At 63.3% G+C, this 13,905-nt stretch carries 11 protein-coding genes and 1 pseudogene; 6 read left to right on the top strand and 6 right to left on the bottom strand.

The genetic code is table 11. The features are described 5' to 3' along the window. Positions 1-9: 9 nt before the first annotated feature. The 3 genes from sixA to ACIPZG_RS04675 are packed head-to-tail and all read right to left on the bottom strand — an operon-like array spanning position 10 to position 1,879. A complete protein-coding gene (gene sixA, locus ACIPZG_RS04685) occupies positions 10-468 on the bottom strand; it encodes a phosphohistidine phosphatase SixA (protein WP_400710697.1) in 459 nt (152 codons plus the stop codon). Then, positions 465-812: a DUF4389 domain-containing protein gene (locus ACIPZG_RS04680; RefSeq protein WP_400710694.1), complete on the bottom strand. Its 348-nt coding sequence runs from the start codon at positions 810-812 to the stop codon at positions 465-467. Before ACIPZG_RS04680 ends, sixA begins: the two co-directional genes overlap by 4 nt. A 41-nt stretch (positions 813-853) precedes the next feature. Continuing rightward, on the bottom strand, positions 854-1,879 hold the full coding sequence (locus ACIPZG_RS04675; protein ID WP_400710691.1) for an NAD(P)H-dependent glycerol-3-phosphate dehydrogenase: 1,026 nt from the start codon (positions 1,877-1,879) through the stop codon (positions 854-856). 137 nt (positions 1,880-2,016) lie between these two features. Here ACIPZG_RS04675 and ACIPZG_RS04670 point away from each other — a divergent pair, with 137 nt between their 5' ends. From ACIPZG_RS04670 to fabB, 5 genes and pseudogenes are all read left to right on the top strand, one after another. Then, positions 2,017-4,164, top strand: coding sequence for a TonB-dependent receptor plug domain-containing protein (locus ACIPZG_RS04670; RefSeq protein WP_400710688.1), 2,148 nt, complete (start codon positions 2,017-2,019; stop codon positions 4,162-4,164). Beyond that, positions 4,164-5,054 carry an ABC transporter substrate-binding protein gene (locus ACIPZG_RS04665; protein WP_400710685.1) on the top strand — a complete coding sequence of 297 codons (891 nt, stop codon included), beginning with the start codon at positions 4,164-4,166 and terminating at the stop codon, positions 5,052-5,054. The genes ACIPZG_RS04670 and ACIPZG_RS04665 overlap by 1 nt, the downstream gene beginning before the upstream one ends. Continuing rightward, positions 5,051-6,983, top strand: a pseudogene (locus tag ACIPZG_RS04660) (ATP-binding protein). Before ACIPZG_RS04665 ends, ACIPZG_RS04660 begins: the two are co-directional and overlap by 4 nt. Positions 6,984-7,184: 201 nt before the next feature. Next, positions 7,185-7,700 carry a 3-hydroxyacyl-[acyl-carrier-protein] dehydratase FabA gene (gene fabA / locus ACIPZG_RS04655; protein WP_008089108.1) on the top strand — a complete coding sequence of 172 codons (516 nt, stop codon included), beginning with the start codon at positions 7,185-7,187 and terminating at the stop codon, positions 7,698-7,700. An 11-nt stretch (positions 7,701-7,711) separates the two neighbouring features. Further along, a complete protein-coding gene (gene fabB / locus ACIPZG_RS04650; protein ID WP_008089110.1) occupies positions 7,712-8,932 on the top strand; it encodes a beta-ketoacyl-ACP synthase I in 1,221 nt (406 codons plus the stop codon). A gap of 112 nt (positions 8,933-9,044) precedes the next feature. Here fabB and ACIPZG_RS04645 read toward each other — a convergent pair whose 3' ends face one another. Further along, complete coding sequence (locus ACIPZG_RS04645) at positions 9,045-10,049, bottom strand: amidohydrolase family protein (protein WP_400710682.1); 1,005 nt, start codon at positions 10,047-10,049, stop codon at positions 9,045-9,047. Between the two features lie 114 nt (positions 10,050-10,163). Between ACIPZG_RS04645 and ACIPZG_RS04640 the strand changes: the two genes are divergently transcribed. After that, on the top strand, positions 10,164-11,030 hold the full coding sequence (locus ACIPZG_RS04640; protein WP_400710679.1) for a pirin family protein: 867 nt from the start codon (positions 10,164-10,166) through the stop codon (positions 11,028-11,030). 115 nt (positions 11,031-11,145) lie between these two features. Here the strand turns inward: ACIPZG_RS04640 and ACIPZG_RS04635 are convergent, their stop codons facing one another. Continuing rightward, on the bottom strand, positions 11,146-11,871 hold the full coding sequence (locus tag ACIPZG_RS04635; protein WP_400710676.1) for a dienelactone hydrolase family protein: 726 nt from the start codon (positions 11,869-11,871) through the stop codon (positions 11,146-11,148). Positions 11,872-11,934: 63 nt separating this feature from the next. Further along, entirely contained in the window at positions 11,935-13,839 is a 1,905-nt protein-coding gene (gene htpG / locus ACIPZG_RS04630) for a molecular chaperone HtpG (protein ID WP_400710673.1), read from the bottom strand. Positions 13,840-13,905 lie beyond the last annotated feature (66 nt).

Raw genomic sequence — 13,905 nt, 5'->3', positions numbered from 1 at the left:
GGCCGCCGATCAGGCTGGCGAACTGACCGCGCGCAGGGTCATCAGCCCGGCCAATGGCCAGTCGCCCTCAAGCTCCGCCAGGCTGGCGGTGCTCATGGGCGGTGATTGCTGACCGTGGCCATGCTCGAGCATGCCGACCAGCGTACTCACCAGTGGCTGGTGACTGACCAACAGCACCTGGTCCAGGCCCAGCCGCTCGATCTCTGCGATCACCTTTTGCACATCGCTGTCAGGCGTCAGCCAGGGCACGGTGCGCACGGGCTCGGCAAAGCCCAAGGTGTCATGCACCAGCGCCGCGGTCTGCTGGGCACGCACGTAAGGGCTGGCGATGATCGCTTGCAACGGTTGGCCGAGCAGCCGCGCGGCACTGTGCAGCACCTGTTCGCGGCCGTGGGCCGTCAGCCGCCGCTCGGCGTCGGTGTTGGCACGCGGCTCCGCTTCACCATGGCGCAAAATCCACAGCTTCACAGCTTCGGTTCCTCATCGCGCACCGGATGCGGTGCAGGGGCCACGGCGTGCGGTGCTTCACCTTCAGGCGCACGCGGGGCCGGCCAATCGGCGAACGGCCAGGGCTTGATATCGGTGTGGAAAGTGCCAAAACGGCCGATCTGCGCCAGGTACTGGCTAAGGCTGTCGCCGAAGTTCATCAGGCTGGCGCTCGGTGCGCCATAAATCAGCCGGTAGATGAGCTGGACCAGCACCAGGCCGCCCAGCAGCAGCTCGGCCAGTTGCCAGACCACCAGAAACACCAGCATCCACAACACGCGCAAGATGATCGATTCGCGCTGCGCGCGCTCGGGGGTATCGTTCATGTATCGCTCCTTGGCTGAAGGCAACTCAATGCGCTGCAGGCTCAGTTGAAACCGCTGGTGGAAATGAAGTCGACGTCGGTCTTGGGTTCGGCGCGCATCAGGTGTTCGATCACCTGGTTCAGTGTACGACCCTCGAACAGGATGGCGTGCAGGCCGGCTACCAGCGGCATGTAGACCTGCATCTCCTGGGCCTTGGCCTTGAGTACCTTGATCGTGTTGACCCCTTCGGCCACCTCGCCCAGACGATTGACCGCCTGCTCCAGGCTCAGCCCCTGACCCAGGGCATGGCCGACCTGGTAGTTGCGACTCTTGGGCGAGGAACAGGTGACGATCAGGTCGCCGACCCCGGCCAGGCCGAGGAACGTCATGGGGTTGGCACCCTGACTCACGGCAAAGCGGGTCATTTCGGCCAACGCGCGGGTAATCAGCATGCTCTTGGTGTTCTCGCCCATGCCCAACGCCACGGCCATGCCAGCGATGATGGCGTAGACGTTCTTCAGCGCGCCGCCAAGCTCCACGCCAAAGCGATCGCTGCTGGCATAGACCCGGAAGGTGCGCCCGTGCAATACGTCCTGAACGCGCTGGCAGAGCGCTTCGTCCTCGCTGGCGACCACGGTGGCAGTCAGCGCATGCTCGGCGATCTCGCGGGCCAGGTTCGGCCCTGACAGCACGCCGATGCGCGCCTGGGGCGCGATCTCTTCGAGAATCTGGCTCATCAGCTTGAAACTCTGCGCTTCGATACCCTTGGTCAGGCTGACCAGGCATTTGCCACGCAGCAACTCGGCGTGCGGTGCCAGCACGCTGCGCAGGGCGCTGGAGGGCAAGGCAACGAAGATCAGGTCACTGACCTTCACGGTAGCCAGCAGGTCGTTGACCGGCTCGACCCCGTCGTGCAGACGGATGCCTTTAAGGTAGCGTGGGTTCTCGCGATTGACGCGCATCGCCTCGGCTTGCTCAGGGTCGCGCATCCATTGGCGCACCGGCACACCGTTCTCGGCCAGCAAGTTCGCCACGGCGGTGCCGAAGCTGCCGCCTCCCAGAACTGCAACAGGTTGCTGTTCAGTCATATTCAATCCGTTAAAGCCATAAGTTAAGTGGCGACCTGGCCATTATACGGCGCGCCTGCGTCAGAACCAGTAGCAGCGCCGACCCTTTCACAGAACGGTGATTTGCCGCACTGGCAAAACCCCCATGGTCAGTTAACATGCCTGTTTCAACTCTGAGACAAGGCCGTACCGTGGTCCCTGGCACGCCCCCCTACCCTCGCCTGCTGCTGCTGACCGCCCTGCTCGGCGGCCAGGCAGCAGCCAACGACCTGTTCATCGACAACGCCGATCTGCCTCAGGTTCTGACCGCCACGCGACTGAAACAATCCCCGGCAGCGGTGCCGGGCAGCATGACCGTGCTGGACAGCGAACTGATCCGCGCCAGCGGTGCCCGCGACATCCCTGACCTGCTGCGCCTGGTGCCCGGCATGATGATCGGCTACGGCGCTGGCAACCAGCCAACCGTCAACTACCACGGCACCAACGTCAACGAAGCACGGCGCATGCAAGTGCTGATCGATGGCCGCTCGGTGTATCGCGCGGGCCTGGCCACGGTGGACTGGAGCGACATCCCGGTGGCGCTGGAAGATATCGAGCGCATCGAGGTGTTCCGCGGCCCCAACACCGTCAGCTACGGCGCCAATGCGCTGATGGCGGTGGTCAACATCCTGACCCGCAACCCGGCCGACAGCCACGGCACACGTATAAAGCTGACCCGCGGTGAGAATGGCATCGACGACTACTACCTCAGCCACGGCCTGGGCTGGGACGGCGGCGACCTGCGCCTTTCGGTGTCGGGGCAGAAGGACGACGGTTTCGATGAAAACCAGTTCGGCCAGGACTACCGTGACAGCCGCCGTCTGAACCGCTTCAACCTCAGCGTCAGCCATACCCTGGCGCCGAACCAGACCCTGGAATGGCAACTGGCGGCAAAGGAAGGCAGCAACCAGCGCCCCTACACCTACCAACCCGTGTTCGGCCGCTATGCAGCGGGCAACGACGCCGATGTCAACGCCAAGGATTACGCCGGCTCAGTGCGCTGGAACGTCGACTTCAATCCAGAGCACAGCCTGTACATCCAGGGCTCGGCCCAGCACTTTGACCGCCAGCAGGTCTGGCGGGCCTGCGATGCCCTGATGGCGTTCAGCCCGGCATTGACGCAGCTCTGGCAGCTGAACCCGGACTTCGCCGAAAAAGTGGCACGCAATCTGTCGACAGGCAATTTGCCAACCACTACCGACCCCCGGCTCGGCGCACTCCTGACACAGGCAAAGGCGCAATGGAGCCAAGGCGGCAGTGATACCGTTTGCGGCGATGTCGACCAGAGCACCCGGGAAACCCGCTACGACCTGGAGATCCAGGACACCCTGAGCCTCACCGACAGCCTGCGCCTGCTCAGCGGCATGAACTTTCGCTATGATCGCGCCGATTCGCAGACCTACTTCAATGGCAGCCTCGACGACCAGACCTGGCGCCTGTTCGGCCAGCTCGAATGGCGCGCCGACGAGCACTGGATCCTGCAGGGCGGCGCGATGCTCGAAGACTCGAAGTTGTCTGGCAGCTCCCTGACCCCGCGCATGGCGGTGAACTACTTGATCACCCCGCGCCACGGTTTGCGCGCGGTGTACTCCGAGGCGGTGCGTTCGCCTGACATGTTCGAGAACAACGTCAACTGGAGCTACACGGTCAAGAACCTGACCCCCAATCGCTTCGGCGAGCAGCATGGCGAATACTTCGTCAAGACCCGTGGCCCTGGCGACCTCGACCAGGAGCGCATGCGTTCTCGCGAGCTGGGCTACAACGGCCAGTTCACTGAACTGGACCTGAGCATGGATGTGAAGCTGTTCTACGACGAAATCACCGGAATGATCAGCGAGCCCTTGCGCAACAACCAGTACATTGCCAGCAACGCCAACAAGGCCCGGTTCAGCGGCAGCGAAGCCCAGCTGGACTGGCGTGCGACCCGCCGCGACCGCCTGCGTTTCACCTATGCCTACGTCGACGCCTGGGCCAGCAACCCCGCTGACAGCGCCAACACCGCCCGCAACAGCGGCTCGGCCGGCTGGATGCGCGAATGGGGCGAGGGCTGGTCGAGCGCGCTGTTCTACTATGGCGACGATGCCCTCAATCAGTACCGCTACGAGCGCCTCGACCTTCGCCTGGCCAAACGGTTTCGCATCCAGAGCAGCAACCTGGAGCTGGCCGCCCTGTGGCAGCAACGCCTGGACGATGAGCCGACCACCACCGAGCAGAACCTCTACGACAGCCGCCACCGCCTGAGCGTGAGCGTGGAGCTGGAGTTCTGATGGCCCGCCTGCTGTGCCTGCTGCTGTTCTGCCTGTGGCCACTGGGTTCGCTGTCCGCCAGCGAGATCCTGGTGGTCGGTGGCGAGGATCAGCCTGGCATACGCAGCTTCGCCACAGCCCTTGAAAGTCGTCGCAGCCATGACAAGGTGAGGTTCCAGACCGTCGCCGAGCTGCCCCGCCCCAGTCAGCTGAAGCCCGACCTGCGCCTGGTGCTGCTCGACAGCGCCGCGCTGGAGTGGCGCCTTGGTGAAGCCGCCGGCCCCCCCGCCCTGGCCATGCGTATCAGCCGGGTACAGGCTCATCAGCGCCTGGGAAAGTCGCGTCCCGCCTACCTGACCCTGCTCTGGAGTGACCCGCCCCTGGCCCGGCAACTGCGCCTGGCCCGCTACCTACTGCCCCAGGCCCAGCGCATTGGCGTCCTGTATGGCGAGCAGAGCCATTTCCTCCTCGACGAGCTGCGCTTGGCGGCGCGCCCGCTCGGCCTGGAGATCGTCGCCCAGGACTGGCCGGACCAGCGCGACAGCAGGCCACTGCAGCATCTGCTGGGCAGCAGCGATGTGCTGCTTGGCCTTGACGACGCTGGCTTGTACAACTCCAAGACCGCGAAAAACCTGCTGCTCAGCAGTTACGGCCGGCAGATGGCGCTGATCGGCCCGAACGCGGGCTTCGTCCGCGCCGGCGCCCTGGCCAGCACCTACAGCGATCAGGAAGACTGGCTGAGGGTGCTCGACCAGTTGCTTGACCTTGCGCCCGCACGCTGGCCGCGCGGCCTCTACCCGGCACATTTCAGGGTCAGCGGCAACCAACAGGTAGCCCGTGCCCTGGGCCTTGAACCGATCGATCAGAAGGCCACTGCCAAGGCCCTGGCAGAAGGAGAACCCAACCCATGAGCAAACGCCTGAGCTGGGACATCCATACCCGCACCCAGATCATCAGCCTGGGCCCTGCACTGCTGTTGACCCTGCTGCTGATCAGCTTCTTCACCTTCGTGCGCATTCAGGATTTGCGCCAGGAGCTCAACCACACCGGGCAACTGATCGCCAACCAGCTGGCGCCCGCCTCCGAGTACGGGGTGATCTCCGGCAACAATGAGGTGCTCGAAGGCCTGATGCGCGCCACCTTGAGCATTCCCCATGTGCGCTTCCTGGAAGTGCAGGACGGCCGCAACCACATCCTGGTGTACGTCGAGCAGTCCGATGAAAGCAACAATCGGGCGCAGCGGGTGGAAGTGTTCCAAGCGCCGATCCGGCTGCAGCAGATCCGCCTCGACAACGACTTCCTGCAGCAAGGCAAGACACCGCCAACGTCCATCGGTGACGACTACCTGGGGCGGGTCATCGTCGGCATGTCGGATGACGCGTTCAGCCAGCGCCAGCAGGAAATCGTGATCAAGGCCGGGATCCTGGCCCTGTTCGCCCTGCTGTTCACCTTCCTGCTTGCCCGCCGCCTGGCACTGAGCCTGGCCAAGCCGATCAGCGACATGGGGCACGCGGTCAAGGCCATCCAGCAGGGTGAATACGATGCGCCGCTGCCGGTGGTCGACGACAGCGAGCTGGGCCACCTGGCCCGCCACATCAACAACCTGGCCAGCGCCCTTGAGCAGGCCAGCATCGAACAGAAGCAGGCAATTGCCCAACTGATCCAGGCCCGCGAGGAGGCCGAGCAGGCCAACGGCGCCAAGTCGGAATTCCTGGCAATGATGAGCCACGAGCTGCGCACGCCCATGAACGGCGTGCTGGGCATGCTGCAACTGCTGGAAACCACCCAGTTGACCAGCGAACAGGCCGACTACACGGCAGTCGCCAGCGAATCCACCGGGCACCTGCTGAAGGTGATCAACGACATCCTCGATTTTTCGCGTATCGAGCGCACCAACCTGGAGCTGGAACACATCGACTTCAACCTGGGCGAGCTGATCGCCAGCAGCGTGCAGTCGTTCCAGCACAGCGCGCAGCAGCGCGGCCTGGCGTTGCACCTGCAATTGCCTGCCGACGCCGAGCGGCTGCAGGTGGTTGGCGACCCGACCCGGATACGTCAGGTGCTCCTCAACCTGGTCGGCAATGCCTTGAAGTTCACCGAACGCGGCCAGATCATGGTTGAAGCACGCTGGCAAATGCTCGACCGCCAGCAACTGTGGTTTACCTGCAGCGTGCGCGACACCGGCATCGGTATCGACAACGAACGCCTGGAAATGATGTTCATCGCCTTCCAGCAGGCCGACAGTTCGATTTCTCGCCGCTATGGCGGTACCGGTCTGGGCCTGTCGATCGCCCGTACCCTGGCCGAACGCATGGGCGGCAAGCTGCGCGGTGAAAGCCGCGAAGGCTTGGGGTCGACCTTTACCCTGGAAATGCCACTGACCCTGGCCAGCGCCACGCCGGCGACCTTGTCAGGCAGTGCGCTGGAATTGGAGCCGATGGCAGAGGGCGAACGCATCCTGCTGGTGGAGGACAATCCGGTCAATCAAAGTGTCATCGAGGCCATGTTGCGCAGCCTGGGCCTGGAAGTCAGCGTGGCCCATGACGGCATACAGGCGGTCGACCAGGTCAGCCAGCAGCGCTTTTCCGCCGTGCTGATGGACTGCCGCCTGCCCCAGGTGGACGGCTATGAGGCCACCCGACGCATCCGTCTGCTGCCCGGCACGGCCCAGCTACCGATCATCGCCCTGACCGCCAACGCGTTGCAGGGCGACCGAGAGCGCTGCCTGGCCGCCGGCATGAACGATTACCTGAGCAAACCGTTCCGCCGCACTGACCTGCAGCGGGTATTGCAGCGCTGGTTAACCCGGCCAGACAGCCGCGACTGGCGATAAATGCTAAAGTGCGGCAGTCTTAAGGACTGGACAGGACCCTCGTCGGCCCTGAAAATAGACGTTTCAGTGCACACCTGTACTTCTTTCGCCAGGTGCGCTGTGACTTTCACCACAACGCAATAGTCTACCTGTAGGCTGCCGCCCGGAGAGATGCCGGGTTGGCCGGGAAGATTCATCCCCTGCCACAGGGGGTTATTGAGGAGCTCGCATGACCAAACAACACGCCTTTACTCGGGAAGACCTGCTGCGCTGCAGTCGCGGTGAGCTGTTCGGCCCAGGTAATGCGCAACTGCCCGCGCCGAACATGCTGATGGTCGATCGCATCACCCATATCAGCGAAGAAGGTGGCAAGTACGGCAAGGGTGAATTGGTCGCCGAGCTGGATATCACCCCGGACCTGTGGTTCTTTGCCTGCCACTTCGAAGGTGACCCGGTGATGCCAGGCTGCCTGGGCCTCGATGCCATGTGGCAGCTGGTCGGCTTCTTCCTCGGCTGGCAGGGTCTGCCAGGCCGCGGTCGCGCGCTGGGTTCGGGCGAAGTGAAGTTCTTCGGCCAGGTCTTGCCTACTGCCAAGAAAGTCACCTACAACATTCACATCAAGCGCGTCCTGAAGGGCAAGCTGAACATGGCCATCGCCGATGGCTCGGTCAGCGTTGACGGCCGCGAGATCTACACTGCCGAAGGCCTGCGGGTCGGCGTGTTCACCTCCACTGACAATTTCTAAGGGTTATTCGCATGCGCCGCGTCGTTATCACTGGTCTGGGCATCGTATCGTGCCTGGGCAATGACAAAGCTACCGTCACCGAAAACCTGCGCAACAGCCGTCCGGGTATCCGTTACAACCCGGAATACAAGGAACAGGGGCTGCGTAGCCAGGTTTCCGGCTCCATCGACCTCAACCTCGAAGAACTGATCGACCGCAAGGTCTTCCGCTTCGTCGGCCACGCTGCTGCCTACGCCTACCTGGCGATGCAGGACGCGATCAAGGACGCCGGTCTGACCGAAGAGCAGGTTTCCAACCCGCGTACCGGCCTGGTGGCTGGCTCCGGCGGCGCCTCGACCCTGAATCAGATGGAAGCGCTGGACACCCTGCGCGAGAAAGGCGTCAAGCGCGTCGGCCCCTACCGCGTCACCCGTACCATGGGTAGCACCGTGTCGGCGTGCCTGGCCACTCCGTTCAAGATCAAGGGCCTGAACTACTCGATCTCGTCGGCCTGCGCTACCTCGGCACACTGCATCGGTACCGCGCTGGAGCAGATCCAGTGGGGCAAGCAGGACATCGTCTTCGCCGGCGGCGGTGAAGAAGAGCACTGGAGCCAGTCGTTCCTGTTCGATGCCATGGGCGCCCTGTCGACCAAGCGCAACGACACCCCGGAACTGGCCTCGCGCGCCTACGACGCTGACCGTGATGGCTTCGTCATCGCTGGCGGTGGCGGCATGGTGGTGGTCGAGGAGCTGGAGCACGCTCTGGCCCGTGGCGCCAAGATCTACGCCGAAATCGTTGGCTACGGTGCCACTTCCGACGGCTACGACATGGTCGCCCCGAGCGGCGAAGGCGCCATCCGCTGCATGCAGCAGGCGCTGGCCACCGTCGACACCCCGATCGACTACCTGAACACCCACGGCACCTCGACTCCGGTCGGTGACGTTGCCGAGATCAAGGGTGTTCGCGCGGTATTCGGCGACAAAGCGCCGAAGATCAGCTCGACCAAGAGCCTGTCCGGTCACTCGCTGGGCGCCGCTGGCGTGCACGAGGCGATCTACTGCCTGCTGATGATGGAGAACAACTTCATCGCCGGCTCCGCCAACATTGACGAGCTGGACCCGGAGGTCGCCGACCTGCCGATCCTGCGCAAGACCGAAGAGAACGCGAAGATCGACACGGTCATGAGCAACAGCTTCGGCTTTGGCGGCACCAATGCCACCCTGGTGCTCAAGCGCTGGGAAGGCAAGTAAGGCCTTGATGCAGTAAATGAAAACGCCCCGACTGGTTCGGGGCGTTTTTTTTGCACTGACTGCACCGGCCCTGTCGCCTGCTTGCCGGCGACAGGGCCCGCACAGGCAGCCTCTACCTCTGCTTGGGCAACACCGCCAGAAAGTTATCCCGCGCCACCTTCTTCGCCACGGCTTCCGGCAACGCATCCAGAAACGGCCTGAACCCGTGCATCTGCTCCTTCAGACTGTCAAACCGCCCAACCACATCCGACCCCAACATGAACCGCTCCGGGTACTTCACCACCAGCTCGACCCACCCCTTGCGCGGCACGCCCTGCTCATCCAGCAGATAAGGCTCCAGCACACTCCACGACAAGTCGACATACAGGTTCGGGTAATCCCCGAGCAAGCGCGTCAGCACCGGCAGCAGAAAGTCCATCTGCGTCTGGTGCCGGTGAATCTCCACGCTGCTGCCCGCGTGGGCCCAGATGAACCGGGTGTGCGGGTGGTTGCGCAGCGGCTCCTCGATCTCGGCCAGGTACAGCGGGTTGCGTTCACGCTTGGAGGTGATGTTGGAATGCAGCAACACCGGCATATCGCGCTCGGCCGCCAGGTGATAGATCCGCGCCATCGCCTCGTTGTTCGCCCGCGGCGTATCGCCAGTGGTCAGGGCGGTTAGGTCGTCGTGGCGGGTGAAGACTTCGCCAATGCCCTGCCAGAGTCCGGGATAGAGATCGAGCATGCGCTCGATATGGCTGACCGCGTTCTTGTCCACCGGATTGAAGCCGGTGAGAAACGGATGAAAGCGCTTGCGCTGGTCTGCGGGCAGCTGCAGCAGAGCCGCCGCCACGTAGGTATCGGTGGCGCTGTACCAGTAGGCATCGGCATCGTCACCCGCGTAGTAACGGGGGCGCTTGGGTTCGTCCTCGTGCCATTTCTTGGCCACTGGGATACCCGAAATCATCGATTGCTCGACGCCGGCGTCGTCCATGGCCTTGAGCAACACCTGCATGCCTTCGGTTTCCTGGAAAAAGTCCACATAGTGCAGGTGGGCGTCACTGTAGCGGTAGTCACGCGCCTGCGCCGCCTGGCACAGCCATCCGGACAACAGCACGCAAGCGAGCGCTTTGACGATCATGGGCAGCTTCCTTTTGCGAATACCAGCAAGGTAGACCGGCCGCCTGGCAAGGCGGTTCAGCTCTGCCCGCCGAACCGCTATGCTGGGGGGACTTACTCCCCCCTGGAGCCCACCATGAGCAGCCCCCTGGTCATCCGCCCGCGCGCCGAATCGGTCGAGGGCCAACCGATCCTGCGCCCGCTACCTTCGGCCCAGTGCCGCAGCGTCGGCCCGTTCGTGTTCTTCGACCACATGCTCGAAACCGACTACGCGCCGGGACATGGGATGGATATTCGCCAACACCCGCATATCGGGCTGTCGACCCTGACCTACCTGTTCGAAGGGGCCATCTTGCACAAGGACAGCCTGGGCTCGGAGCAGCGCGTGCTGCCCGGTGACGTCAGCTGGATGACCGCCGGCAGCGGCGTGGCGCATGTCGAACGCACGCCTGCGGACGCCATGGCCCACGGTTCGCGCCTGCACGGGCTGCAGGTATGGCTGGCTTCGCCGCGCGAGCTCGAGCAGGGTGCGCCAAGCTACAGCCATCACCCGGCGGCAAGCCTGCCGGTCAGCGACAGCCTGGGGGTACGCATCTGCATGATTGCCGGTAGCGGGTTCTGCCTGGAATCTCCGGTGCCGGTACTCTCCCCCACCCTCTATGCACAGGTTCGAATGCAGCCGGCGACCACGTTGCTGGTACCCAACGAGCATGATCAGCGGGCGCTGTATCTGCTCGACGGCGAGCTGATGATCAATGGCGAGGAGGAAGTGGAAGCCTGCAGCCTGCTGGTGTTACCGGAGGGCGAAGAGATCACCTTGTATGCCGAAGGTGAATGCCATCTGGTGCTGATCGGCGGGGCGCCGCTGGATGGGCCGCGGCGGATGAACTGGAACTTTGTCGCCAGTGACCCGGAATTGATCGAGCAGGCCAGGGCGAAGTGGGCTGCGGGGGATTGGCCGGTGGTACCGGGAGAGATCTCGCGGATCGAGTTGCCCCGCTGAGTGGGGCCGCTTTGCGGCCCTTTCGCGACACAAGGCCGCTCCTACTGTGGATCGCGCCCTGCCTGTAGGAGCGGCCTTGTGTCGCGAAAGGGCTGCGCAGCAGCCCCCTGCACCATCAGTGCTGGAACACTTCGGTGAACAGATTGTGCATCGAGCGGAACGCCCGCTCCGCGGTGCGGCGGTCATACTGCATCTTGCCCGGCACGTTGGCATTCGGGTCGGTGAACGAATGCACCGCGCCACCGTAGCTCAGCAACTGCCAGTCGACCTTGGCCGCGTTCATCTCCTCCTCGAACGCCGGCAACTGCTCCTTCGGCACCAGCGGATCGGCGGCACCGTGCAACACCAGCACCGAGCCCTTGATGCGCTTGGCATCTTCCGGGTTCGGGGTATCCAGCGTCCCGTGGAACGACACTGCCGCCTTCAGGTCGGCACCGGTGCGGGCCAACTCCAGGGCGCAGCAACCGCCAAAGCAGAAGCCGAAGGTGGCCACCTTGCCTGGCTCCAGCAATGCCTTGGACTGCCCCAGCAGTTGCGCCAGGGCCTCCTGCATGCGTTTGCGCAGCTCGGCCCGATCATTCTTCAATGGCATCATCGCCGCCCCCGCCTCATCGGCATTGGACGGGCGTACCGATTGCCCGTACAGGTCGGCAATCAGCACCACATACCCTTTTTCAGCCACTTCCTTGGCAATGCGCTCGGCGCCTTCGCCAATACCCATCCAGTTCGGCGCCATGACCAGGCCAGGCCGGCCCAACGCACCTGGCTCGTAGACCAGGCGGCTTTCATAGGCTTTGCCGGAGAGGTGATAGACCAACGATTCGACGATTACCTTGCTCATCAAGCACTCCTTAGCTACTGACCATTAAAAAAGCCCGCCGAAGCGGGCTTTCTGTGCATCAACTCAAGCAGACAGCTCGACCAGCAGCTTGTTCAGGCGACGAACGTAAGCCGCCGGGTCCTTCAAGCTGTCACCGGCCGCCAGGGCCGCCTGATCGAAGAGGATGTGCGACAGCTCGGCGAAGCGGTCTTCGCTCTGCTCGTGGTCGAGCTTCTCGATCAGCGGGTGGGTCGGGTTGAATTCGAAGATTGGCTTCGAATCCGGCACTTTCTGCCCACTGGCTTCGAGAATCTGGCGCATCTGCAGGCCCAGGTCCTGTTCGCCGATGGCGAGAATCGCCGGCGAGTCGGTCAGGCGGTGCGAAACGCGTACCTCGGCGACGCTGTCACCCAGCGCACCCTTCAGGCGTTCGACCAGGCCTTCTTTTTCCTTGGCCACTTCTTCCTGGGCTTTCTTGTCCTCTTCGGAGTCCAGCTTGCCCAGGTCCAGGTCGCCACGGGCGACGTCGACGAAGGCCTTGCCGTCGAATTCGTTGAGGTAGCTCATCAGCCACTCGTCGATACGGTCGGTCAGCAGCAGCACTTCGATGCCTTTCTTGCGGAAGACTTCCAGGTGCGGGCTGTTCTTGACCTGCGCGTAGGTCTCACCGGTGAGGTAGTAGATCTTGTCCTGACCTTCCTTGGCGCGCGCCAGGTATTCGGCCAGGGCAACGCTCTGCTCGCCACTGTCGTCATGGGTAGAGGCGAAGCGCAGCAGGCCAGCGATCTTCTCCTTGTTGGCGAAGTCTTCGGCCGGGCCTTCCTTCAGCACCTGGCCGAAGTTCTTCCAGAAGCCTTTGTATTGCTCAGGCTCGTTCTTCGCCAGCTTCTCCAGCATGTCCAGCACGCGCTTGGTCAGCGCGGTCTTCATCGAATCGATGATCGGATCCTTCTGCAGGATCTCGCGGGAGACGTTCAGCGACAGGTCGTTGGAGTCGACCACACCTTTGATGAAACGCAGGTACAGCGGCAGGAACGACTCGGCCTGGTCCATGATGAATACGCGCTGCACATACAGCTTCAGGCCGCGTGGCGCTTCGCGCTGGTACAGGTCGAACGGCGCACGGGCTGGCACGTACAGCAGCGAGCTGTACTCGAGCTTGCCTTCGACCTTGTTGTGGCTCCAGGCCAGCGGGTTCTCGAAGTCATGGCCGATGTGCTTGTAGAACTCCTGGTATTCCTCGTCCTTGATCTCGGTACGCGGACGGGTCCACAGGGCGCTGGCGCGGTTGACGGTTTCCCATTCTTCGGCTGGCTGCGCTTCGCCTTCGGCGGCAGCCTGCTCTTTCGGCAGCTGGATCGGCAGGGCAATGTGGTCGGAGTACTTCTTGACCACGTTGCGCAGGCGCCAGCCATCGGCGAACTCCTGCTCGTCCTTCTTCAGGTGCAGGACGATGCGGGTGCCGCGCTCAGGTTTTTCGATGGTAGCGACTTCGAACTCGCCTTCGCCCTTGGACGACCAGTGCACGCCTTCGGCGGCCGGCTGGCCGGCGCGACGGCTGTAGACGTCGACCTTGTCGGCGACGATGAACGCCGAGTAGAAGCCCACGCCGAACTGGCCGATCAGGTGCGAGTCTTTCTTCTGGTCACCGGTGAGGTTCTTCATGAAGTCGGCGGTGCCGGACTTGGCGATGGTGCCCAGGTGGGCGATGACGTCTTCCCGGCTCATGCCGATGCCGTTGTCCTCGAGGGTCACGGTCCCGGCGTCCTTGTCGAAGCTCAGGCGGATCTTCAGATCGGCATCGCCCTCGAACAGCTCTGGCTTGGCCAAGGCTTCGAAGCGCAGCTTGTCGGCGGCGTCGGAGGCGTTGGAGATCAGCTCACGCAGGAAGATCTCTTTGTTCGAATACAGCGAATGAATCATGAGGTGCAGCAGTTGCTTCACCTCGGTCTGGAAGCCCAGGGTTTCCTTTTGTGTTTCCACACTCATGGTCTTCAAAACTCCGATCTGATGGCAGGTGGCGCCTGGCGGCCGATTCGGCCCGCGTTTACGGCG

The sequence above is a fragment of the Pseudomonas sp. NPDC089395 genome, assembly GCF_044749525.1.
Taxonomy (GTDB): Bacteria; Pseudomonadota; Gammaproteobacteria; order Pseudomonadales; family Pseudomonadaceae; genus Aquipseudomonas.
Note: the sequence above shows the minus strand (reverse complement) of the source record. Positions and strands in the feature narration are given on the sequence as shown.